Raw genomic sequence first — 21,780 nt, 5'->3', positions numbered from 1 at the left:
CCGGTCCATGTCACAAGGGAAGCATCCCGACCCTCAAAGCATAGCTGCCAAACGGCCATATGCAGTTCGTAAGCCAGGCTTTCGGCGCCTTGTCCGCGGCTTAAGAGAAGAAAGGAGGTGTCCAAAAGTTAAAGCCTTGCGATCCCCTGTCGCGATTACCGCTGCGGCTGCTGCGATGACTGCGATCGCTTCGCTGGCTGCGGTTGCTTCGGTCACTGCGATTAGTACGGTTGCCACTGCGATTGCTCTTGCTGCTTTTATTGCCGCCTGATTTTGCATTTCCGTTGGTATTCCTGCTTTTGTTCCCGTTTTTATTCCCACGGCTTTTCAGTCCGACGGTAACGCTCTTAATATGGAAGAGGGGGACGCGAATAAGTTCGTTGTTAGTAATGACGATAGCATGGTCCGATGTGACATCGGAGATAATACCTTCCAGTTTCTCCGGTCCTCCCCGGTTAATCTTCACGAAGTTGTGGCGAAGCTCATGCAACAAAGCGTTAAAGCTGGAGGCTTTGATGTGCGTCGTGATCGATCCGTTCGTCCCGGAGCTTTTTTGGTTGGGGGACTGCGAAATGCTCTTCACATGAGTCGTATTAACATAGACGGCACCATCTTCTGAACTTAGGGCCACATAGTTGGAATGAACTCCGATCAATTTACCGGTAATGGCATCATGCCCTCCCCGGTTAATTTTTACCTCCGAACCGATCAAACTTTTAAACGTGCTGTTTTCTACCATGATAATTCCCCTCCGTGTAATAAAATTATGGTTTTTCTGATTCCCTGAATAGATGCCCTGCCGACGGCTTGTCACCGAATCGACAACTTACCGCATGGGCACCAACCTCCTTTCATTTATCAATGGAGTTGATTTGTAATTTATTTATATGTATCTCGCATCATTCGGTATAGTCTGAAATCTAGTTGTCTTTTAATTTCCGCCAGTATCTTGAGGATTGGACATATTTCTGGTAGATTTTGGCGGACAAGGCGAACGCGCGCTTTTTCAAGAATTAGCGTTTGTCCATGGCAACGCTGTCACCGCAAGCATAATCTAAAACTATCAATAGGAAAGGAGGTAGTTTTGCACTATGAATCCTTTATTTCCTAATTGTGAACCGTGGATTTGGGGCGGAAATCAAGGCGAATGGGGCTCCCGCAGCGGACGGCGTGATCGCAGCCGAAGCCATCGCAGCCATCGTAGCGGCCGCAGCCACCGCAGCCATCGCAGTGACCGCAGCCATCGCAGTGACCGCAGCCATCGCAGTGACCGCAGCCACCGTAGTCACCGCAGTGACCGCAGTCACCGCAGCCATCGCAGTGGCCGCAGCCGCAGCGGCCGGAGCTAATGTTAGTTGGCGTCAAACCATCAGGCTTATGCTGACAAGGCAATCGCCGTGACTGAGCTGTTTGCGGATGCATACGGTAAAGTAGCACAAAAAGCCTATCCACAAGGATAGGCTTTTTGCTTTGTAGAGAAAGGCGGAAGGTCGATGTTTGCAGAACTGCCTGTGAGGCATTTGGTCATTGGCGAGCAGCAGTTGAAACAGCTGCAAAAAAATGTCTGGAGCAACCGGTTCGTTCAAGGAAGCATGGTGTCCGAGGGGACGAAAAAGGAGATCAAGGTTCGTTACCGGGGCGGACATACACGCGACTACCCGAAACGTTCCTACGAAGTCGTTCGGGGCGGAAAAACATACCATTATAATGCCGAGTACGACGATCCTTCCTTGATTCGGAATGCGTTGTCGTTTCGCTTTTTCGAGTGGATCGGGGTGCCGTGCTCTCAAACCAGACATTGCTTGCTCCGGCTCAACGGCCAAAATTTAGGGGTGTATCTGGAGATCGAAGGAGTCGACCGCTATTTTTTCCAAAGACGGGGAATCTCGGTTCAGTCGTTATTTTATGCCGTAAACGACAATGCGAACTTCAGCTTGTATCCGAACGATACGAGCCGCAAAAAATCGTCATTGTTTTCAGGCTACAAGCAAATGATCGGATCCTCGGATGACCGGAGCAAGCTCACGTTGTTTATCCGCAAGCTGAATACGCTCGGCTCGGACAGCTCTAAAGCGCTATTATCCTATCTGCAGCTTCGCTTGGACATCGACAATTACCTCCGCTGGTTGGCAGGGGCCGTGTTAACCGGAAATTATGACGGCTTCGATCAGAACTATGCCATATACCGGCACCGAAAATCACAAAAATACCGGATCATTCCATGGGATTACGAAGGCACCTGGGGGAGGAACTGCTTCGGCAAACCGTGTGGCAGCGATTTGGTGCGTGTGACGGGCTATAACCGGCTAACCCGTACCTTGCTGAAATTTCCGGCCGTCCGGAGCAAATATAAAAAGCTGCTTGCGGCTATGCTGAACGACCCGTTCACGGTAACAAAAATCATTCCCGTCGCCTACACCATGCATAACGCGATCAGGCCTCATGTGGTACGGGATACGGCCCGCAAATGGTCGGTTTCCGAGTTCGAGGGCGAAGTATGGATGATCCGCAGGTACATCGAAGAACGCCGAAGGCTAGTTGCCGATGCGCTGCGGGATTTGTAACCGTCAGCGTACGCGGAGCGTGTACAATTGTCCGTTTTGCGCGTAATATGTCGGTTTGTCCCGCAAATTCTTGACGCAGCCCCCGGTTCAAGGGCATAATGGATTAAAATCGAATTAAGGGAATGGATGAACGGATGGGGATAGAGCAGCTTCTTGCGAAGGCATCCACATATGTGAAAGAAAATGACCTGAAACGAATCCGGGAAGCTTATGAATTTGCGGATCAGGCGCATTACGGCCAAGTGCGCAAATCCGGGGAGCCTTATATATTGCATCCGCTTGCCGTAGCGGATATTTTGGTTAACATGCAGATGGATACGACTTCCATCATTGCTGCGCTGCTCCATGACGTGGTGGAGGATACGACGGTATCGCTCGAAACGGTGCATGAAAAGTTCGGCGCTACCTGTGCGATGATCGTCGACGGCCTCACCAAACTCGAGAAAATCAAATTCAAGAGCAAGGAAGAGCACCAGAACGAAAACTACCGCAAAATGTTCGTCGCCATGGCACAGGACATTCGCGTCATTCTTATTAAATTGGCGGACCGTCTGCACAACATGCGAACGCTCAAGCACCAGTCGGAAGAAGCGCAGCGGCGCATCGCGGACGAGACGCTGGAGATCTTTTGCCCAATCGCACATCGTCTGGGGATATCGGCGATCAAGTGGGAGATGGAAGACATCGCTCTGCGATACTTGAATCCCCAGCAGTATTACCGCATCGTGAACCTGATGCAGAAGAAGCGCGCCGAACGGGAGCAGTACTTAAGCGACGTCATTGCTTCCGTAGGCGAGAAGCTGCAGGAGATGGGGATCGACGGCGATATCTCGGGAAGACCCAAGCATATTTACAGCATTTACAAGAAGATGACGGTGAAAAGCAAGCAATTCAATGAAATCTACGATCTGCTGGCGCTGCGGATTATCGTCGATAATATTAAAGACTGCTATGCCACGCTGGGGATCATCCATACGCTGTGGAAGCCGATGCCCGGCCGTTTCAAAGATTATATCGCCATGCCGAAGCCGAATATGTATCAATCGCTGCATACGACGGTCATCGGTCCGAAAGGCGAGCCGTTGGAAGTGCAGATCCGCACGTTTGAGATGCACCGCACCTCGGAGTACGGGGTCGCCGCGCATTGGGCCTATAAAGAAGGCACTTCTGTCCCGTCAGGCAGCTACGAAGACAAAATGCATTTTATCCGCGAGATTCTAGAGCTACAGAACGATACGCAGGATGCACAGGAATTCGTCGAATCGCTTAAAATGGACTTTTTCTCCGATCTGGTGTTCGTATTTACGCCGAAAGGGGAAGTCATCGAACTGCCTGCGGGCTCGGTCCCGCTCGACTTTGCTTACCGGATTCATACGGAGGTCGGGAACCGTACGATCGGCGCCAAAGTCAACGGTCGCATCGTCCCGCTCGACCACAAGCTGAAAACAGGCGATATCATCGAGATATTGACGTCCAAGCATTCGTATGGACCGAGTCAGGATTGGGTGAAAATCGCTCAATCGTCGCACGCCCGGACCAAGATCCGCCAATGGTTCAAGAAAGAGCGCCGCGAAGAGAATGTGCTCAAGGGTCGCGAAATGATCGAGCGCGAGCTGAAACGGCTCGGCTACGACGTTCCTGCGCTGACGAAAGATGACGAGATGCTGGAGGTCGCCCGGAAATTCAATTTTAACGAAATTGAGGACATGCTGTCGGCCGTCGGCTTCGGCGGTATAACCGCGGCCCAGATCGTAACCCGTTTGACCGAGAAGGTTCGCAGGGAAGCGGAGGAAGCCCAGCAGCAGGCGATGCTTACGTCCGAGGTTAAGGAAATGAAAGCGCCGGTGTCGGATAAGGAGCGCAAAGGCCGTCCGACCGGAGGGGTCCGGGTCAAAGGAGTGGACAACCTGCTCGTGCGGTTTGCCCGCTGCTGCAATCCGGTTCCGGGTGATGTGATTATCGGGTATATTACGCGTGGACGTGGGGTTTCCGTTCACCGTTCGGACTGTACGAACATCCCTTCGCCGGAATGCAGCGAAGAAGGGAATCGCGTGATCGAGGTGGAGTGGGCGGACAACATCGAGGCAAATTACAATGTCGAGATCGAAATTACGGGTCACGACCGGCGCGGACTGCTGAATGAAGTGCTGCAGGTCGTATCGGAATGCAAAACGGTCATTTCCGCCGTTTCCGGCCGCTCGGATAAAAATAAGATGGTGGTCATCCACATGACGATACTGATCCGCAATATCGATCATCTTCATTCGGTCGTGGAAAAAATCAAGCGGATCAAGGACGTTTATTCGGTACAGCGCATTATGCAGGCTTAAAGGCGTGGAAATTTTATTTTTGAAACGGAGTCAGAACGTTCATGAGAGTGGTACTGCAAAGAAGCAAAGCGGCACAAGTGACGGTGGACGGTGAGACGGTAGGCCGCATCGACCACGGCTTGGTGCTGCTTGTCGGCATTGCGGACGGCGATACCGAAGAGGATGCCCGGTACCTTGCCGATAAAATATCGGGCTTGCGCATATTTGAAGACGAGCAAGGGAAAATGAACCATTCGGTGCTTGAGACCGGAGGCCAGGTGCTGTCCATCTCTCAATTCACTTTATACGGGGACTGCCGGAAGGGAAGACGGCCCAATTTCATGGCAGCCGCTCGTCCCGAGCTTGCGGAGCCGCTTTACGAACGGTTTAACGGTATGCTTCGCGAAGCGGGGCTTCATGTGGAGACCGGACGGTTCGGTGCAATGATGGACGTATCGCTCGTCAACGACGGACCGGTTACGCTCATCGTCGAAAGCAAGCAGGCTTAGAATCCGAAAAAGGAGCCGCACATACAGCGACTTTTATCCATACGAATAAGCAAGGCTCAGGCGGGAGACAATGAGAGATAAGCCTGCGCACGATTTCATCTTGTGCGGCTGCCCGACATTTAAGGAGTCTATGCCTATTATGTACCGATCGCCGAAAGAACAAAGCTTACTGATGCCGGAACTGCAGCTTGTTTCCGGCGGTCTGGCGGAGGCGGCGGCATTGCAATCGTCCGGCATGGACGATACGGAAATCCGTGCCGATTTCTCTTCTTCCAGCGAGCAACTGAAGCGGACGGCACGCAAACCGTTCCGCTGACCAAAAAGACGGGTCGTTTTCGTGGATTGTGCGAAAGCGGCCCGTTTGTTTCATTAAACAGCCAAATATGCTAAACTATTGCTAGTTTTGTTCCAATATGAAACTTCTTGTGCAGCAGTCCCGTCTTATAAGTGTAACGAAGCATTGGTTTCGGCATCCGGCGGCAGACTCGCACAGACGATTAACGGAGGATGGAATGCATTGAAAATCGAATTCGAGCGTGTCGGTTTCGGTGAACAGGCCAATGAGCTGTTTCATATAGGCAAGCTTTTTTTCGAAGAGGTCGAAGTGGTCTACGAGAGAACGGACGATGCGCGCCTGCACGTTCGCGCCGAGGTGGAAGCCGATGAAACGAAGCGTGTAATCAGGTCCAAGATCCGACTGACCGACCGGGAGACGGGAGCCGCTTACGACAACGAGCATGAACGGGCGATGGATGCGCGGGACGCCGGGCATAAACGCATCGTCAAGCGGTCGGTCGTCTATGGGCTGCTTCAAGTGCTTCGCGAGTATACCGGGCTGGAGCAGGCATGGGGGATTTTGACAGGCGTGCGTCCGACCAAGCTAATGCATAACATGATGATGAAACAACCGATTGAAAGCTGCAAGCAAACGCTGCGCGACGAGTATCTCGTCACCGAACCGAAAGTGGAGCTGCTCGCCGGAATAGCCGAACGCCAGTTGAAAGTGATCCCTGATTTGTTCCATTTGGACCGGGAAGTAAGCATTTATATCGGAATCCCTTTTTGTCCGACCAAATGCGCTTATTGTACATTTCCGGCGTACGATATTCGGGGAAATAACGGGTCCGTCGAGGCGTTCCTGGAAGGACTGCATTACGAAATTCGCGAGATGGGCCGCTGGATGCGGGAAGCCGGAGTCGGCATAACGACGATTTACTGGGGCGGAGGAACGCCGACGAGCATCACGGCTGAGCAGATGGATGCGCTGTTCGTCTCGATGCATGAATCGTTCCCGGCCATGGATCGTGTTCGCGAGCTGACCGTCGAGGCCGGGCGTCCGGATACGATTACCGAAGACAAGATTGAAGTGATGAAACGGTGGAAGGTCGACAGGATCAGCATTAATCCGCAAAGCTTCACGCAGGCGACGCTCGATGCGATCGGACGGCACCATACGGTGACGGAAACGATCGATAAGTTCAAGCTTGCCCGGAAGCTTGGGCTGAACAACATCAATATGGATCTGATTATCGGGCTGCCGAATGAAGGAATGGCCGAACTTCAGAGGACGCTCGATCAAACGGCCGAGCTCCTGCCGGAGTCGCTGACGGTTCATACGCTCTCCTTCAAGCGCGCTTCCAAGATGACAAAGAACAAAAGCGAATACGAAGTGGCGGAGCGGGACGAAATAGCCGAGATGATCCGCTCATCCTCCGAATGGATGGAGCGCCGCGGGTACAAGCCGTATTATATGTACCGGCAGAAAAACATTTTGGGCAATCAGGAGAACGTCGGCTATTCGCTCGAAGGCTTCGAGAGTCTGTACAACATTCTGATGATGGAAGAGCGTCAGACGATTATCGGACTCGGCTGCGGCGCGGTAAGCAAAGTGCTTTATCCGAAAGTCGAGCATGAGGACGGCTACGAGCAGCGCATCGAACGGATGCCGAACCCGAAGGAGCCCTCCTTCTATAATGAGGCTTATCAAGAGTATGTAGACAAAAAAATCAGGCTGCTGAACGATGCTTATGGCGTTCCGGCCAGCCAGCCGTCATGAGGCGGTGTAACGGATCACGCTTCGTTTTAATTTCAAATGATCAGGCATAAATCATAACATGGCAGAGGTGTATTATGGCAGGGAAATCGAACAATTCCGGAGGCAGCGCAAAAGGATACGTACTAGTAATCGCACTGATCGTTCTAATTGCGGCTGGCGCCGGCGCATGGCATTACTGGAAATCAGGGGGAACGAAGGCAGGAACGGGGAACAGTGAGCGAAAAGCGGCCCAGAAGCTGGAAGAAGTGAAAACGGTAAGTGCTCCAAAAGACAGCTATGACCTTATCGTGGCCGGTACCGACCCTGAGGGAGTGGCGGCAGCCGTTTCCGCGGCGCGCAACGGCCAGAAGACATTGCTGGTTGACGGAAAAGACCGCGAGATCTTGGGTGGACTGATGACTCTCGGATGGTTGAACAGCTTGGACATGAACTATGAGCCGGACAAAAGTGTCCTTCATAAACGGGAAATGCTCAACAAGGGCATATTTGCGGAATGGTACGGCAAAATCGAAGGAGATTCATTCGATGTCGTGACGGCTGCAAATGCCTTTAACTCGCTGGTAGCCGCGGAGAAAAATATTGACGTGCTGCTGAAGGTCAAATCGATGGAGCCGATCACTTCGCCTTCCGGAACGGTTTCCAAAATCACGGGCATGAAGCTGACGCTGGCCGACGGTAGTGTCAAAACCGTCCAAACCAAAGCGCTTATCGATGCGACGCAGGATGCGGATATTGCCGCAGCCGCCGGAGTTCCTTATACGACGGGGCGCGAAGATCTTGGCGACAAGAAGGCGCGTATGGCTGTGACGCTCGTCTTCCGGTTGAAGAACGTCACGCCGGACGTATGGGACAAGGTCCGCAAGCGTCTGGAAGGAGACAACGACGCCGGAACGGGCGCGAACGAAATGAGCGCTTGGGGCTACAAAGACATGAAGGATTATCCAGCGGTCAATAAAGATCGCGTGCGGATGCGGGGATTGAACATCGGACGTCAGAACAACGATACGATGCTGATCAATGCACTGCAAATTTTCGGAATCGACGGAACCGACCCCAAATCGCGGGAAGAAGCATTTAAACTCGGCAAAGACGAGCTTCCCAATATTGTGAAATACATGCAGGAAAAATATCCTGAATTTGCCGGCATCGTATTGGACGATACAGCGCCGGAGCTATATGTGCGCGAAACGCGTCACATCCAAGGCGAATACCGCCTCAGCATTATCGACGTGCTCGAAAACCGCGATCAATGGGATCGCATCGGTTTCGGCTCCTATCCGGTCGATATTCAGCGCATGTCGCCTGCGGACACCGGTGCGGTTATTACCGTGCCTCAGCAATACGCCGTACCGTTCCGCAGCATTGTGCCGCTGAAAGTGGACGGGCTGCTGGTCGTCGGACGCGCGGCGAGCTTCGATTCGCTCCCGCACGGGACCGCACGCGTCATTCCGGTTGGCATGGCAGCCGCCGAAGCGGCCGGAGCGGCAGCGAAAATCGCGGAGGACTCGGGAATCACGTTCCGTCAAATGTCCGCCAATAAGGAAGCCATTACGAAGCTTCAGGATACGCTGAATAATCAGGGCATGGTACTGAAGCCGTTCAGCATCAAGGCGCAGCCGTTCATGGAGCATAAAGCGTACGAAGGCCTGAAGGTAGCGGTCACGCTCGGTCTTGCGACAGGCGGATACGACAACAACTTTGCGCTGGACAGCAAGTCCAACCAGCAGCGGTTAGTCAACCTTCTCTTGGGCATGCGCAAATTCAAGCCCGAGGCCATGGCCGGGAACCCGGGAGAGGCGCTCGCCAAAGGCACCGATCCGAAGACGCTGCCGGTTACGCTGGACCAAGCGGCGCACATGATCGCCCTTCTGCTGAAGGTGGAAACGGCGCCCGAGCAAGCGCTGCAGACGCTGCAGAGCAAAGGATTCCTTGCCGCCGCGACATTGGACGGCATTGCGAACAAGCAGGAGCTGACCAACGGCGATACGTATATGCTGATAAAAGACGTATATAACGCGCTGAAGGCGGCAAAATAATCCACATGAAAATTTGCAAGCATGCACATGTTTTTTCTTGACTTTGGATATCTTCGCGGGTAGAATAAATTCTAATTCCATGTCATATCTTGTAGATCTGTTGATGGGACAAAGTAATTCGAACCTTGCGTATCCAGAGAGGGAAGCCCAGGCTGCAAGCTTCCTTATGCGAATCGGATGAACAGACCTCCCGGAGGACGAACGGGGAACCCCGGCCAGACGAAGGCGTAAGAGCCAGTGCCGGATAGTAGTCGTTTGCGGCTGGCGGACGTTACCCGCTTGAAGAGTGTGAGCGAGTTATTTTGCATAAGCCGGGCCCGGCAGCAGCAAGCTCGTTCGAATCGTGGGTGGTACCGCGGGAGACTTTGGTTAAAGTACAATCTCTCGTCCCTGAATTAGTTCAGGGGCGGGAGTTTTTTATTTTTTGTGCTGAAACGCGACAGAAAGGAGTCTGGGCTTAGATGAGCATTCAAAAACCGAAGGGCACGCAAGACCTGCTGCCCGGCGAAATTGAGAAATGGCAGTATATTGAGACGAAGGCCCGGGAACTGTGTCAGCGTTTCAATTTTCGCGAGATCCGTACGCCGATGTTCGAGCACACGGAACTGTTCCAGCGCGGCGTAGGGGAGACGACGGACATCGTCGAGAAGGAAATGTACACGTTCCTCGACAAAGGCGACCGCAGCATTTCGCTTCGTCCCGAAGGGACGGCCGGCGTTGTTCGTTCTTATGTGGAGAACAAGCTGTACGGCGAGCCGGATGTCAGCAAGCTGTATTATATCGGCCCGATGTTCCGCTATGAGCAGCCGCAGGCTGGCCGTTACCGCCAGTTTCACCAGTTCGGCATCGAAGCGTTCGGTTCGGTGGACCCGAGCCTTGATGCGGAAGTCATTGCGCTCGGCTATACGTTCTATAAAGAGCTTGGGCTAAAAGACGTCACGGTGGAAATCAACTCTGTTGGCAACCCGGCCGTGCGGGCCGTATACCGCGAGAAAATTCAAGAGTTCTTTGCTCCGGTGAAGGATAAGCTGTGCAAAGACTGCCAATCGCGTTACGACCGCAATCCGATGAGGATTCTCGACTGTAAGGTCGATCAGAAATATGGCGAAGGCGCGCCGACCATTCTCGAATACTTGGACGAGGAATGCCGGACGCACTTCCAAGCGGTGCAGGAGTATTTGACCGCGATGGAAATTCCGTTCCGCATCAATCCGCGGCTGGTCCGGGGACTGGATTACTATACGCACACTGCGTTCGAGTACAAAGCGGCCGGTATTGGCGCAATCGATACGATCGGCGGTGGCGGGCGCTATAACGGCCTCGTCGGACAAATCGGCGGAACCGACCAACCGGGCGTCGGCTTCGGACTGGGGATGGAGCGTATCCTGCTTGTGCTGCAGGCGCAGGGAGTCGATATTCCGGCGGCAAAACCGTTGGATGTGTACTTGATTGGCCTCGGTGAAGCCGCAGAGCGCGAGTGTGTGAAGCTGCTGCAAAATTTGCGACTGACGGGACTATCCGCGGAAAAAGACTACTTGGGCCGCAAAATCAAAGCGAAAATGAAATCGGCCGACCGGTACAACGCAGCTTATGTCGCCATTCTTGGTGACGACGAGCTCGCGAAGGGTGAGATTACCTTGAAAACGATGGCTACCGGCGAACAAGAAACGTTGGCTCTTTCCGATCTCGTGCAGACGCTGCGCGAGCGGGCTGGGCAAGTTTAACGATAAAAATGGAGGTAACAAACACCATGACGACGATCTTAAAAACGCATCATTGCGGCACTTTGAGCAAAGCTAATGTGGGAGAAACGGTAACGCTGAACGGCTGGGTCCAGCGCCGCCGCGACTTGGGCGGGGTATTGTTCATCGATCTGCGCGACCGGAGCGGGATCGTGCAAATCGTATTTAATCCGGCTTTTTCCGGCGAAGCGCTTGCGGTGGCCGACCGGGCGCGGAACGAATACGTGCTCGCGGTACGCGGCGAAGTTGTAGAACGGGATGCGGAAACCGTCAACCCGAACCTTCCGACAGGGGAGATCGAAGTTCGTATCAAGGAGATCGAAATCTTGAATGCCGCGAAAAATCCGCCGTTCTTCATCGAAGACGGGATCGAAATCGACGAATCGCTGCGTCTCAAGCACCGCTATCTCGACCTGCGCCGTCCGGAAATGCAGCGTACGTTGATGCTGCGCGCCAAAGCGGCCAAAATTTTCCGCGATTATTTGGACGAGAACGGCTTTATCGAGGTGGAAACGCCGATTTTGATCAATAGCACGCCGGAAGGCGCACGCGATTACTTGGTGCCAAGCCGTGTTCACCCAGGCGAATTTTTCGCATTGCCGCAGTCGCCGCAAATTTTCAAGCAGTTGCTGATGGTAAGCGGCATGGAGCGCTACTACCAAATCGCCCGCTGCTTCCGCGACGAAGATTTGCGCGCCGACCGCCAGCCGGAATTTACACAGGTGGACATCGAGACGTCGTTCCTGTCGCAGGATCAATTGCTCGATATGATGGAGAAGCTCGTCGTTCGTCTGTTTAAAGAAACGGCCGGCGCCGACATCGAAACGCCGTTCCAACGCATCAGCTATGCGGACGCGATGGGCAAATACGGCTCTGACAAACCGGACCTTCGTTTCGGCCTCGAGCTGCAGGACGTTTCGGACATAGTCGCCGAATCGGGCGTCCAAGTATTTGCGAACATCATTAAAAAGGGCGGCCAGGTGAAGGCGCTCAATGCCAAAGGCTGCGCCGCTTGGAGCCGCAAGGAAATCGACGATCTCGGTGTATATGCCGCACGCTACGGGGCCAAAGGGCTTGCGTGGATGACGTATAAAGACGGCGAGCTGAAAGGGCCGATCGTGAAATTTTTCAACGAGCAGGAGCTGGAGCAGCTCAAGCAGCGTCTGGAAGCCGAAGAAGGCGACCTGCTGCTGTTCTCCGCCGATACGAAGAAGGTCGTTGCCGACGTGCTTGGTAACCTTCGTTTGAAAATCGGCCGTCAGTTGGGCCTGATCGACGACAGCAAATTCAAGTTCGCATGGGTGGTAGACTTCCCGCTGCTCAGCTATGACGAAGAAGCGAAGCGCTATGTGGCGGAGCATCATCCGTTTACTAGTCCGAAGGCAGAAGACATGCATTACTTCGACACCGATCCGGGCCAAATCCGTGCGCAGGCCTACGACCTTGTGCTGAACGGCTACGAAGTCGGCGGCGGCTCCATGCGGATTTATCAGCGCGAAGTGCAAGAGAAAATGTTTGCTACGCTGAACCTTCCCAAGGAAGATGTGCAGGAGAAATTTGGCTACCTGCTGGAGGCTTTCGAATACGGTACGCCGCCTCACGGGGGGATTGCTTTCGGGTTCGACCGGCTCGTGATGCTGATTACCGGCCGCACCAACCTGCGCGAAACGATTGCCTTCCCGAAAACGGCCAGCGCATCGGACCTGTTGACGGGAGCTCCGGGTCCCGTGGATGCCAAGCAGCTTGAGGAGCTGTCCATTCGGTTGGCGCTCAAGCAGCCTTCCGCCAAAGCTTAAGACCCGAATAAGAGGAGTGTGGACAGTAAGCCATGCTGCATCAATTTTCCCGTACGGAGCTGGCGATCGGCCCGGAAGGGCTTGAGGTTATGAAAAATAGTACGGTGGCGGTTCTCGGCATCGGCGGCGTCGGTTCGATCGCCGCCGAAGCGCTGGCCCGCACCGGCGTCGGCCGAATCATCATGATCGACAAAGATGTCGTCGACATTACGAACGTGAACCGGCAAATTCATGCTTTGATGACGACGGTCGGCCAGCCGAAGGCTGAGCTGATGCGAGATCGTATCCTGCAAATCAACCCGGAATGCGATGCCATCGCCCTGCGCATGTTTTATACCGAAGAAACGTATGAGCAGCTGTTCGACTATCCGTTGGATTATGTATTGGACGCTTCGGATACGATCAGCTACAAAATTCATCTGATCAAGCAATGCCTGCAGCGCAAGATTTCGCTCATTTCGAGTATGGGCGCCGCCAACAAGATGGACCCGACCCGATTTCAGGTGGCAGATATCTCTAAGACGAGCGTCGATCCGATGGCACGCGTGATTCGTCACAAGCTGCGGAAAGAAGGCATCAAGAAGGGCGTTAAAGTCGTATTTTCGACGGAAGAGCCGATCAAGCCGCGGGTTGACGTCACGCAGCGGATTGTGCCGGAGAATGCGCCTGAGATTCGTAAGGCGCAGCAGCCGCCGGCCAGCAACGCGTTCGTTCCGCCGGTCGCCGGGCTGATCATGGTCAGCGTCGCTGTCCGCGATCTCCTGTCCAAGGCCGGACTGAAGTAGCATAATCAGCCATTCGGCATCAAGAAAGCATCCTTTGCAGCAAATGCGAAAAAGGATGCTTTTTTTGTCATTTTTGGGGCAAGATAGAAAAAGCAAGTCCAAAGGCGACTTCATCTTTTTTCAATCGGAGTGCGGACCATGGAACGAAGCCCAGCTGCGGGAAGCCACAAGCGCTATTTGGCTTATTTCGGAACCTTGAATATCAACCTGCTGCATTTGCGCAAGCCTTGGGTGATCGCTTGGTGGTCGGCCGCATTCCCGGGTTTCGGCCATTTGCTCCTCGGTAACCAAATCAAAGGGTTTATCTTGATACTGTGGGAAATTGGGCTCAACATGCAGTCGGGAATCAATACGTCGATGGTTTGCTCTTTTACGGGTCATGTCGATCTGTCGAAGCAGGTGCTGAATCCCCGTTGGCTGCTGCTGTATATTCCCGTGTATATTTACACCATCTGGGACAGCTACCGCAGCACGATTGAGCTGAACAAGCAATGGGTGCTGGCCGAGTGGGAGCGTGCGCCCATTGTTTCCTTTAAAATGAGCGGAATGTCCTTGAATCATTTGGACAAAACCTCGCCCTGGCTCGCTATAGCTTGGTCCATGCTCATGCCGGGGCTTGGGCAGCTGTATCTTCGCCGCATTCCAATCGGTTTTTTTCTCCTGGCCGGGTGGATCGGCTTGATGTATTTCTCGGCTATTGCGGAAATTGTACTCGTTACTATGGCCGGGAGTAACGTACAGGCGTGGCACTCGATTAACGCGCAATGGGCCTTGTTTATGCCTTCTTTTTACTGCTTCGCGGCTTACGAGGCTTATGTGTATTCAGTCGAATACAATAAATTGTTCGATAAGGCCCAGAAGCAGTGGCTGGAGCGCACATATGGGGCGCTGCGCCTCAGCTTCTGCCGGGCGACGGGGCGGTAGAAGATGTATATCGTAGCGACTTTTCGTCATTCGTCAGAGCTGGAGCTTGCGATCTGCGAGCTGGAGCGCCAAGGCATCCTTGCCGAAGCAATCGCAGCGGTTCCGCTAAAGGAAAGCGGTCCGCAGGAGACGCTGGTATTCGATACGATCCACCACTCGGACGGAATCAGCATGCTGGATGGCCCCGCCGTCATCGGCACAATCGGTTCCGTACTAGGAGCGTCGCTGGGCTTCCGCTGGGCCATCGGTCCGATTATGGGCGGATTACTCGGCCTTGCGGCAGGCGCAGCTCTTGGTTTTGCGTTGGACTGGATGATTCATTTCAAACGGCGAAAAGAACGCAAGCGGAGAGGGCACCATGTGGACGTTGTCGTGATTGTGGAGTGCAGCCCCGATCAAGTGTCGAATGTCCGGCATATTATGGAGCGCTGGTTTGCCCTTGGTATCGGTCAGCTTGGTTCGGGTTGAGCCTTAAACCTTTGTAAATCGTCCGAACTGCTTTTATAATAAAAAGCATGGGTCACCCATTCGCAGCACATATGCGGCGTCAGGGGCCTGTGCTTTTTTTGCGAATATTCAGGATTGGCGGTCAGAGAAAACCATGGACTTATTCGATTTTAACCGGACGAACGAATATAAGCCGCTGGCGGAAAGAATGCGTCCGCAAAATCTGGAGCAATTTTTCGGACAGAAGCATTTGCTCGGCGAAGGCAAGGTGCTGCGCCGGCTCATCGAAACGGACAAGATCGGCTCCATGATTTTGCAAGGTCCGCCTTCCAGCGGCAAAACGACGCTCGCCACGATCATCAGCGGCATGACGAGCTCGCATTTTGAGAAATTGAACGGCGTCTCGCTGTCGGTTTCGGATCTGCGGGAAGTCGCCCGTAAAGCGAAAGACAATCTGAAGCTGTACAATCAGCGGACGATTCTGTTCTTGGATGAAATCCACGCGCTCAAAAGCAACGTGCAGGAGTCGCTGCTGCCCATCGTCGAAGACGGAACCATCATTCTGATCGGCGCGACGACGGAAAGCATCGCACACGATATCATCCCACCTCTTGTCAGCCGCTGTCGCGTGTACCGGCTTGAAGCGCTGCAAAAAGACGATCTGGAGCAAATTTTGCGTCAGGCATTGGCAGACCCGGAAAGAGGGCTTGGCGGGGAGTATGGGATTACGCAGGAAGCGATGGATTATTTATGCGACGTCTGCAATGGCGATGTAAGAAATGCCTTGATCGCCTTGGAAACGGCCGCTTATTCGCTGCACGATTCACAGACGATCGAGCTGCAGACGATTCAGGAATCATTCGAGTCCCGTATTAATGCGATAACCCACACCGATTTTTACGATATGACATCCGCCTTTTGCAAGTCGCTCCGCGGCGGCCAGACGGACGCGGCCATCTATTGGCTGGCGCGTATGCTGTATTCTGGTGTGGACCCGCTATACATCTGCCGCAGAATCGTCGTTCATGCGACGGAGGATGTGGGTATGGCCAATCCAACTGCTTTGCAGATCGCATTGGCTGCCAAAGATGCCGTCGAGTTTGTCGGCATGCCGGAAGCGCGAATGGCGATCGCTGAAGCCGTCGTGTTCATTTGCGAGAGCCCGAAAAGCAATGCGGTCTACAAAGCGATCAATGGGGCGCTCGATTATGTCAAGCAGACGAAAGCTTACGAAGTTCCTGCAGATGTCCGTGACGGTACGAGAACTTATACGAATCCTATCGATCATCCGAACGCCCGGAACGAATATCTTCCCCCAGAAGTGAAGAGCAAGCGATTTTATCACCCGCAAAATAGCGGGGTGGAAGCGAAGATTTTCGCGAAATATAACAAGCCTGCGGCAGAGTGAAGCCGCAGGGGATCCCGGCGGAGTCGAGGGTGGAACATTTCCGGGGAAATAAGCCCGCTTAGGCCCGCTGCAGCGGAGCTTCACCGGCTCTTCTTCCGGCCGGATCGGAAATTTCGACAGCGATGCGTCCGAAGAATAAGGCACTTTGACGGATCAAGCTATTGGTTACGGGCAGCAGCAGCAGACCGATTCCTGCGTAAATAAGCGAGATTTGAAGCGAGCTTAAGTCCGCCGGAAGTAAACGGGCGAATAATTCTCTCTCGAAAATATCAATGCCGATCGATTGCAGCAAGATCCAATAGACGAGCGGAGACGCCAAAAGCGCCAAGTTAACGGCTACGATCGTAACGGCAAGCGTAAACGAAATGATGCCCAAGGGCAGTTTGACGATTTGGAATAGCAGTCCGACGTAAGTTGACGGATTGGAAAGCTCCGCGCCTAGTTGGGCGAAGAGGCCTCTTTTGCCATACTGCTCAGGATCAAGGCTTTCCGTATGCACGGAATCTGCGGCAGTCGAAGGGGATTGAAGAAGCCGGACGGCCAGCCTTGCGTCCAAAACAGTCATACGCTTGGCAAACCGCGCTGTCACGAGCATAAGCGGAAAGCCGACGAACAGCGGCATAAGTCCGATGGACAAGGCGACACCGACGATCGTCAGCGTGAATCCGATGATGCCTGCGGGCAGGAGATATAGCAAATAGTAAAAGGCCCCGATAAATCCTGGTTTTTGCGTATTCAATGGTTCCACATCCTCATATCGTTTTGAACCCTTTGACGGTTCGGGCGACGTTTCCCCCTTCAATTATTTTAAATTAGTGTTTGAGCAGCGGGCAGATAACGAAACAAACCAGGCAGTTTGCACCGTCAACAAGTATGTCATGTCTCCGGAAAACCGCATAGTTTCCTCAAAAAAGGCTTCGATACGGAAGCTTTTTTATTTTGCAATTTACAACGTAACAATGTTATGTTACACTTACTTTCGTAAGGAGGCGTTGAAGGTGACGGAACGGGAATTGATCTCCAAAAAAGATTTGCTTGAACTGACAGGCATTTCTTACGGCCAATTATACCGCTGGAAACGTAAAAATCTCATTCCGGAAGAATGGTTTATTCGAAAGTCGACATTTACGGGACAGGAAACCTTTTTTCCAAAGGAGAGCATTTTGGCGCGGATCGATAAAATCGTGAATATGAAAGACGATTTATCGCTCGATGAGCTGGCGGATGTATTTTCTCCAAATTTGAGCGAAGTTGCCCTTGGGCGTGAGGAACTGGAAAAACGCAACATTGTTACGAAAGAGACGCTCGATTTTTATATCGAACAGCAGGGAGCGAGCGCGGTCTACGATTTTAAAAACATAATATGCATGTATGCGCTCGACAAGCTGCTGCAAACCGGAGAGATGACGTTGGAGGAAGGAAAAGGCCTGATTCAGACCATGACGGAGCATTATCCAAAGCTTCAAGGCAAAACTGCCGAGTTGATCTTTTTTCGAAAGATGGGCATGTCCGGCTTCGTGATTGCAACAAGTCCGGGCGAAGTGTATTTCGAGCCGCGGGTAAGGTTGGTAGCGCGGATTTCGATAGGCCAGTGTGCAGAGGAATTGAAAATCAAATTATCATAATGAAGTGCGTTTTGCCAAAATAAAAAATGCAGCAAGTACGGAGGGATAACTATGGACAGCAATAACCGCCGCGATCTTGTTATTTCGGGCAGCGGTTCTTCCTCGGGCGGAAGCTACCAGGACGTGAAAATTAGCGGCGAAGGCAAAGTTTACGGCGATATCGATTGCTTTCAGTTCAAGACGAACGGAATCAGCGAAATCTCCGGCCAAGTGAAGGCCAAGTTTATTCAAGTGAACGGTGTGTCGTCGATGTATGGCAGTGTCGAGAGCGAGGACATTAAAGTTTACGGGGAAGTCAAGCTGGAAGGAAACGTCTCGTATCTGGATTTTAAATGCCGGGGCAGCGCGCGGGTTCAGGGGAGCATGAACGGCGACCGGATCGATCTGGAAGGGGATTTGACGGTTGCCGGAGACTGCGAGGCGGAGACGTTCAATGCCAAGGGAGCGTTCCGGATCGACGGACTATTGAATGCGGGCGTTATCGATATTTCGCTTTACGGCGCCAGCTCCGCGCAGGAAATCGGCGGCGAAGTGATCACGGTACGCAAAAAAGGCTTCAAGTCGCTTCTCAAGTCGTTTCTGCCGATGCTCGACGCGAAGCTCGACGCCGAAACGATTGAAGGGGACGAAATTTATTTGGAGAATACGACGGCCAAAGTCGTCCGTGGCAGCCGGATTACGATCGGCCCGGGCTGTGAAATCGATCTGGTCGAATACAAGGAAAGCTTGAATCCGTTCAAGGGAGCCAAGATTCAAGAGTACCGGCAAATCTGACAGGAGCCGTCTTGGCTCCGTCGTCGCCGGCCGGGAAAAATTCACATTTCCCCGACACAGCAGGAAGTAATTTCCGAACAAGTTGCATCGTATTCATAAACTTCATAATGCAGTACAGAGAGCCTGCTGAACAAAACTTCAGCGGGCTTTTTATGTTACGATAGGTATGGTTATCCAGATTTGGAAGGCTGAATTGACAGAAGTAACTGATTTATAAAATAGGGAGCCGCGAAAAAATGAATCAACTGGGGAAACGATTGAAACTGCTTCTTTGTTTAATTTGTCTCTTAACCGGCTGTACGGGCATGAAGCCCGAAGACAAAGCAACGAAGCTAAAGGTATTTTATCACGATAAACAAAGTTTTTATAAGATTTACGGTAAGCTCTTTACTGCTCAAAACCCTCATGTCGAGATCGAAGTCGTCTCATTGGATGATTACTATAAGAAAGGTTTTTCCATGGAAGGGTATCGGGAGCTTGTAAAAAAAGAACAGCCCGATCTCATCTTCAACTTTGATCTTCAAAGCTTTGTTGAGGACGGAATGCTTGTCGATCTGGAGCCACTTCTAAAAAAATCAAAAGACGTCAACCTGGAACGGATGAACAAAAATATGACCGCTTACCTAAGGAATAAAGGCGGGGGAAGATTGTACGGCCTATCACCGACCTTTCAATCCAAAGCCTTGTTGTATAACAAGACGTTATTCGATCAATTCGGGATACGTTATCCAACGGATCATATGAGCTGGGAGGAAGTGTTTCAACTGGCTGCACGGTTTGCAAAAGCAGAGCGCAATAACGGAAGCGCATATGGTTACTACCATAACATCAGCCATCCTTTCCGGCTTGTTCAAAATATCGCAGAAACCGAAGGCTTAAGCTTGACGGATACAGCGGGGCAGAAAATCATGATCAATGCTCCAAGCTGGAGACGTATTATGGATATGGTTATTTCAAGAACAAAGGAAGGCACGGTTTATATCAACCAACCGGGTGACATGCAAAAGGGAAACCTGCTGCTTGAAAATCCGTTCACACAAGGGCGAGCCGCCATGACGGTAGAGTACTCGTATGAATTGGAGTATCTCTCAAACGTTGATTTCGAATGGGGAATCGCTACGGAGCCAGTGAATCCCGCTACACCCGACCGGAGCACGTCCCTTACTCCCAATAACTTGTTCGGAATTTATTCCGGCTCCAAAAACATAGACGGAGCCTGGCAGCTGCTGGAGTATATCCATAGCGAGAAGTTTGCCAAGCTGAATAGCCGGGTAGGTAGCCACGGTAGTCTTCCAGCTTATATCGACAGCACGCAAAAGAAGGACAACAACATGGAAGCATTTTATAAACTATATCCCCAAGACGCTTATACGCCTTCCGTCCCCTATGAATTTTCAACCGAGTTTTATGAGCAGGTTCAACAATCTATGACTCGAGTGATTGAAGGAGAGCTTGAATTGGACCACATGCTGGTTGAGTTGAATACAATCGGACAATTCAAGCTGGATCAAGCCTTGAAAAAATAAAGCCGGCATAAAAAGAGGGAGCCTTCCGGCTTACACCGGAAAGCTCCCTTTTATTGCAGACTTATTGCAAAATCTTGTCGATTACCGCGCCGCCGAGACAGACTTCCCCGTCGTAGAAGACGACGGATTGCCCTGGGGTAATCGCCTTTTGCGGCTGGTCAAATACGATTTCGCAGCGGCCGCCTTCGCCGAAATGGACCGTCACGCCTTGGTCGGGTTGACGGTAGCGGAACTTCGCCGTGCAGTGCAGCGCCTCTTTCGGCGGTTCGCCGGCGATCCAGTTCAAATCGGTAGCAAGCAGTCCGGTCGAGTAGAGCGCCGGATGCTTTTCGCCCTGAACGACATACAAAATATTTTTCTCCAAATCTTTGCCAGCGACGAACCAAGGCTCTCCGCTGCCGGAGCCGCCAATGCCGAGGCCTTGACGCTGACCGAGCGTATAGTACATAAGGCCGTCGTGACGTCCCTTTACCTCGCCCTCCAGCGTTCTCATCTCTCCCGGCTTCGCGGGCAGATAGCCGCTCAGGAACTCCTTGAAGTTCCTTTCGCCGATAAAGCAGACGCCGGTGCTGTCTTTTTTCTTCGCCGTTGCGAGCCCCGCTTTCTCTGCGATGGCCCGGACTTCCGGCTTCGGAAGATGTCCGATCGGGAACATCGCTTTCGACAGCTGGTATTGGTTCAGCGCATGCAGGAAGTACGTCTGATCCTTGTTGTTGTCGACCCCGCGCAGTAGCCGATATTTGCCGTCCCGCTCCTCAACGCGGGCGTAATGTCCAGTGGCGATATAGTCGGCGCCGAGTTCGAGCGCTTTGTTCAAAAACTCCCCGAATTTGATCTCCCGGTTGCACATCACGTCGGGATTCGGCGTCCGCCCTTTGCGGTACTCGTCGAGGAAGTAGGCGAACACCTTATCCATGTATGGTTTCTCAAAATTTACCGTATAATAGGGAATGCCGATTTGGTCGCAGACGCGGCGCACGTCCTCGGCGTCCTCTTCCGCCGTGCAATGCCCGAATTCGTCGGTATCGTCCCAGTTCTTCATGAACACGCCGATGACCTCGTACCCTTGTTCCTTCAGGACAAGCGCGGATACCGAAGAATCGACGCCGCCCGACATCCCGAGAACGACTCGCGGTTTTGTTGTCATGATCATTACCTCGCTTCTATACCTGTACATCGTTCGTACATTAAAAGTATTATACATTCAAATGAAGAAAGAATAAAATTTTTCATGAATATGCCACGGTTTTTCTCCCAAATTACAAGGTTTTATGTTACC

General features: G+C 52.5%; 19 protein-coding genes. 16 read left to right on the top strand and 3 right to left on the bottom strand.

Features of this window, described 5'->3' with window-relative positions; translation table 11 throughout:
• Window positions 1-100: 100 nt before the first annotated feature.
• A complete protein-coding gene (locus tag PEL01S_RS22875) occupies window positions 101-739 on the bottom strand; it encodes a hypothetical protein (RefSeq protein ID WP_127461952.1) in 639 nt (212 codons plus the stop codon).
• A 431-nt stretch (window positions 740-1,170) separates the two neighbouring features.
• On the opposite strand from PEL01S_RS22875, the gene PEL01S_RS22870 reads away from it, so the two are divergent.
• The 13 genes from PEL01S_RS22870 to PEL01S_RS22810 all read left to right on the top strand — a co-directional run bounded on the left by PEL01S_RS22870 (window position 1,171) and on the right by PEL01S_RS22810 (window position 16,576).
• Window positions 1,171-1,401 carry a hypothetical protein gene (locus PEL01S_RS22870; RefSeq protein ID WP_127461951.1) on the top strand — a complete coding sequence of 77 codons (231 nt, stop codon included), beginning with the start codon at window positions 1,171-1,173 and terminating at the stop codon, window positions 1,399-1,401.
• A 92-nt stretch (window positions 1,402-1,493) separates the two neighbouring features.
• Window positions 1,494-2,564 (top strand): CotH kinase family protein, encoded by a 1,071-nt coding sequence (locus PEL01S_RS22865; protein WP_127461950.1) that lies wholly within the window; start codon window positions 1,494-1,496, stop codon window positions 2,562-2,564.
• A gap of 134 nt (window positions 2,565-2,698) precedes the next feature.
• Window positions 2,699-4,894 carry a RelA/SpoT family protein gene (locus tag PEL01S_RS22860; RefSeq protein ID WP_127461949.1) on the top strand — a complete coding sequence of 732 codons (2,196 nt, stop codon included), beginning with the start codon at window positions 2,699-2,701 and terminating at the stop codon, window positions 4,892-4,894.
• A 41-nt stretch (window positions 4,895-4,935) separates the two neighbouring features.
• Window positions 4,936-5,382, top strand: a complete 447-nt coding sequence (gene dtd, locus PEL01S_RS22855) for a D-aminoacyl-tRNA deacylase (RefSeq protein ID WP_127461948.1) — start codon at window positions 4,936-4,938, stop codon at window positions 5,380-5,382.
• 70 nt (window positions 5,383-5,452) lie between these two features.
• Window positions 5,453-5,698: a hypothetical protein gene (locus PEL01S_RS22850; protein ID WP_127461947.1), complete on the top strand. Its 246-nt coding sequence runs from the start codon at window positions 5,453-5,455 to the stop codon at window positions 5,696-5,698.
• Between the two features lie 201 nt (window positions 5,699-5,899).
• Window positions 5,900-7,438 (top strand): coproporphyrinogen III oxidase, encoded by a 1,539-nt coding sequence (locus PEL01S_RS22845; protein ID WP_127461946.1) that lies wholly within the window; start codon window positions 5,900-5,902, stop codon window positions 7,436-7,438.
• 74 nt (window positions 7,439-7,512) lie between these two features.
• Window positions 7,513-9,474, top strand: coding sequence for an FAD-dependent oxidoreductase (locus tag PEL01S_RS22840; protein WP_127461945.1), 1,962 nt, complete (start codon window positions 7,513-7,515; stop codon window positions 9,472-9,474).
• 461 nt (window positions 9,475-9,935) lie between these two features.
• A complete protein-coding gene (hisS, locus tag PEL01S_RS22835; protein WP_127461944.1) occupies window positions 9,936-11,198 on the top strand; it encodes a histidine--tRNA ligase in 1,263 nt (420 codons plus the stop codon).
• Between the two features lie 26 nt (window positions 11,199-11,224).
• Window positions 11,225-13,012, top strand: coding sequence for an aspartate--tRNA ligase (aspS, locus tag PEL01S_RS22830; RefSeq protein ID WP_127461943.1), 1,788 nt, complete (start codon window positions 11,225-11,227; stop codon window positions 13,010-13,012).
• Between the two features lie 32 nt (window positions 13,013-13,044).
• The gene (locus PEL01S_RS22825; protein WP_127461942.1) at window positions 13,045-13,797 is read left to right on the top strand and encodes a tRNA threonylcarbamoyladenosine dehydratase; all 753 of its coding nucleotides are present in this window, start codon (window positions 13,045-13,047) and stop codon (window positions 13,795-13,797) included.
• A 138-nt stretch (window positions 13,798-13,935) separates the two neighbouring features.
• On the top strand, window positions 13,936-14,721 hold the full coding sequence (locus PEL01S_RS22820; protein ID WP_127461941.1) for a hypothetical protein: 786 nt from the start codon (window positions 13,936-13,938) through the stop codon (window positions 14,719-14,721).
• A 3-nt stretch (window positions 14,722-14,724) separates the two neighbouring features.
• Window positions 14,725-15,189, top strand: a complete 465-nt coding sequence (locus PEL01S_RS22815) for a hypothetical protein (protein WP_127461940.1) — start codon at window positions 14,725-14,727, stop codon at window positions 15,187-15,189.
• Window positions 15,190-15,322: 133 nt separating this feature from the next.
• On the top strand, window positions 15,323-16,576 hold the full coding sequence (locus tag PEL01S_RS22810; protein WP_127461939.1) for a replication-associated recombination protein A: 1,254 nt from the start codon (window positions 15,323-15,325) through the stop codon (window positions 16,574-16,576).
• 58 nt (window positions 16,577-16,634) lie between these two features.
• Here the strand turns inward: PEL01S_RS22810 and PEL01S_RS22805 are convergent, their stop codons facing one another.
• Window positions 16,635-17,315, bottom strand: a complete 681-nt coding sequence (locus tag PEL01S_RS22805) for a sensor domain-containing protein (RefSeq protein WP_163767975.1) — start codon at window positions 17,313-17,315, stop codon at window positions 16,635-16,637.
• Between the two features lie 259 nt (window positions 17,316-17,574).
• Between PEL01S_RS22805 and PEL01S_RS22800 the strand changes: the two genes are divergently transcribed.
• The 3 genes from PEL01S_RS22800 to PEL01S_RS22790 all read left to right on the top strand — a co-directional run bounded on the left by PEL01S_RS22800 (window position 17,575) and on the right by PEL01S_RS22790 (window position 20,501).
• Window positions 17,575-18,201, top strand: a complete 627-nt coding sequence (locus PEL01S_RS22800) for a YhbD family protein (RefSeq protein WP_255320152.1) — start codon at window positions 17,575-17,577, stop codon at window positions 18,199-18,201.
• Between the two features lie 51 nt (window positions 18,202-18,252).
• Window positions 18,253-18,975, top strand: a complete 723-nt coding sequence (locus PEL01S_RS22795) for a hypothetical protein (protein ID WP_063183800.1) — start codon at window positions 18,253-18,255, stop codon at window positions 18,973-18,975.
• A gap of 236 nt (window positions 18,976-19,211) precedes the next feature.
• Entirely contained in the window at window positions 19,212-20,501 is a 1,290-nt protein-coding gene (locus tag PEL01S_RS22790) for an extracellular solute-binding protein (RefSeq protein WP_127461936.1), read from the top strand.
• 61 nt (window positions 20,502-20,562) lie between these two features.
• Here the strand turns inward: PEL01S_RS22790 and mnmA are convergent, their stop codons facing one another.
• Window positions 20,563-21,654, bottom strand: coding sequence for a tRNA 2-thiouridine(34) synthase MnmA (gene mnmA, locus PEL01S_RS22785; protein ID WP_063183797.1), 1,092 nt, complete (start codon window positions 21,652-21,654; stop codon window positions 20,563-20,565).
• Window positions 21,655-21,780: the final 126 nt, after the last annotated feature.

Origin of the sequence: Paenibacillus elgii NBRC 100335, from assembly GCF_004000865.1 — a bacterium.
Classification (GTDB): Bacteria; Bacillota; Bacilli; order Paenibacillales; family NBRC-103111; genus Paenibacillus_G; species Paenibacillus_G elgii.
This window is presented reverse-complemented; position numbering and strand designations above follow the sequence as displayed.

Coding starts and splice junctions, on each gene's coding strand:
- PEL01S_RS22810 (WP_127461939.1), top strand. CDS start 15,323: ATGGACTTATTCGATTTTAACCGGACGAACGAATATAAGCCGCTGGCG.
- PEL01S_RS22875 (WP_127461952.1), bottom strand. CDS start 739: ATGGTAGAAAACAGCACGTTTAAAAGTTTGATCGGTTCGGAGGTAAAA.
- PEL01S_RS22860 (WP_127461949.1), top strand. CDS start 2,699: ATGGGGATAGAGCAGCTTCTTGCGAAGGCATCCACATATGTGAAAGAA.
- PEL01S_RS22850 (WP_127461947.1), top strand. CDS start 5,453: ATGAGAGATAAGCCTGCGCACGATTTCATCTTGTGCGGCTGCCCGACA.
- PEL01S_RS22865 (WP_127461950.1), top strand. CDS start 1,494: ATGTTTGCAGAACTGCCTGTGAGGCATTTGGTCATTGGCGAGCAGCAG.
- mnmA (WP_063183797.1), bottom strand. CDS start 21,654: ATGATCATGACAACAAAACCGCGAGTCGTTCTCGGGATGTCGGGCGGC.
- aspS (WP_127461943.1), top strand. CDS start 11,225: ATGACGACGATCTTAAAAACGCATCATTGCGGCACTTTGAGCAAAGCT.
- PEL01S_RS22815 (WP_127461940.1), top strand. CDS start 14,725: ATGTATATCGTAGCGACTTTTCGTCATTCGTCAGAGCTGGAGCTTGCG.
- PEL01S_RS22825 (WP_127461942.1), top strand. CDS start 13,045: ATGCTGCATCAATTTTCCCGTACGGAGCTGGCGATCGGCCCGGAAGGG.
- dtd (WP_127461948.1), top strand. CDS start 4,936: ATGAGAGTGGTACTGCAAAGAAGCAAAGCGGCACAAGTGACGGTGGAC.
- PEL01S_RS22820 (WP_127461941.1), top strand. CDS start 13,936: ATGGAACGAAGCCCAGCTGCGGGAAGCCACAAGCGCTATTTGGCTTAT.
- hisS (WP_127461944.1), top strand. CDS start 9,936: ATGAGCATTCAAAAACCGAAGGGCACGCAAGACCTGCTGCCCGGCGAA.
- PEL01S_RS22790 (WP_127461936.1), top strand. CDS start 19,212: ATGAATCAACTGGGGAAACGATTGAAACTGCTTCTTTGTTTAATTTGT.
- PEL01S_RS22795 (WP_063183800.1), top strand. CDS start 18,253: ATGGACAGCAATAACCGCCGCGATCTTGTTATTTCGGGCAGCGGTTCT.
- PEL01S_RS22840 (WP_127461945.1), top strand. CDS start 7,513: ATGGCAGGGAAATCGAACAATTCCGGAGGCAGCGCAAAAGGATACGTA.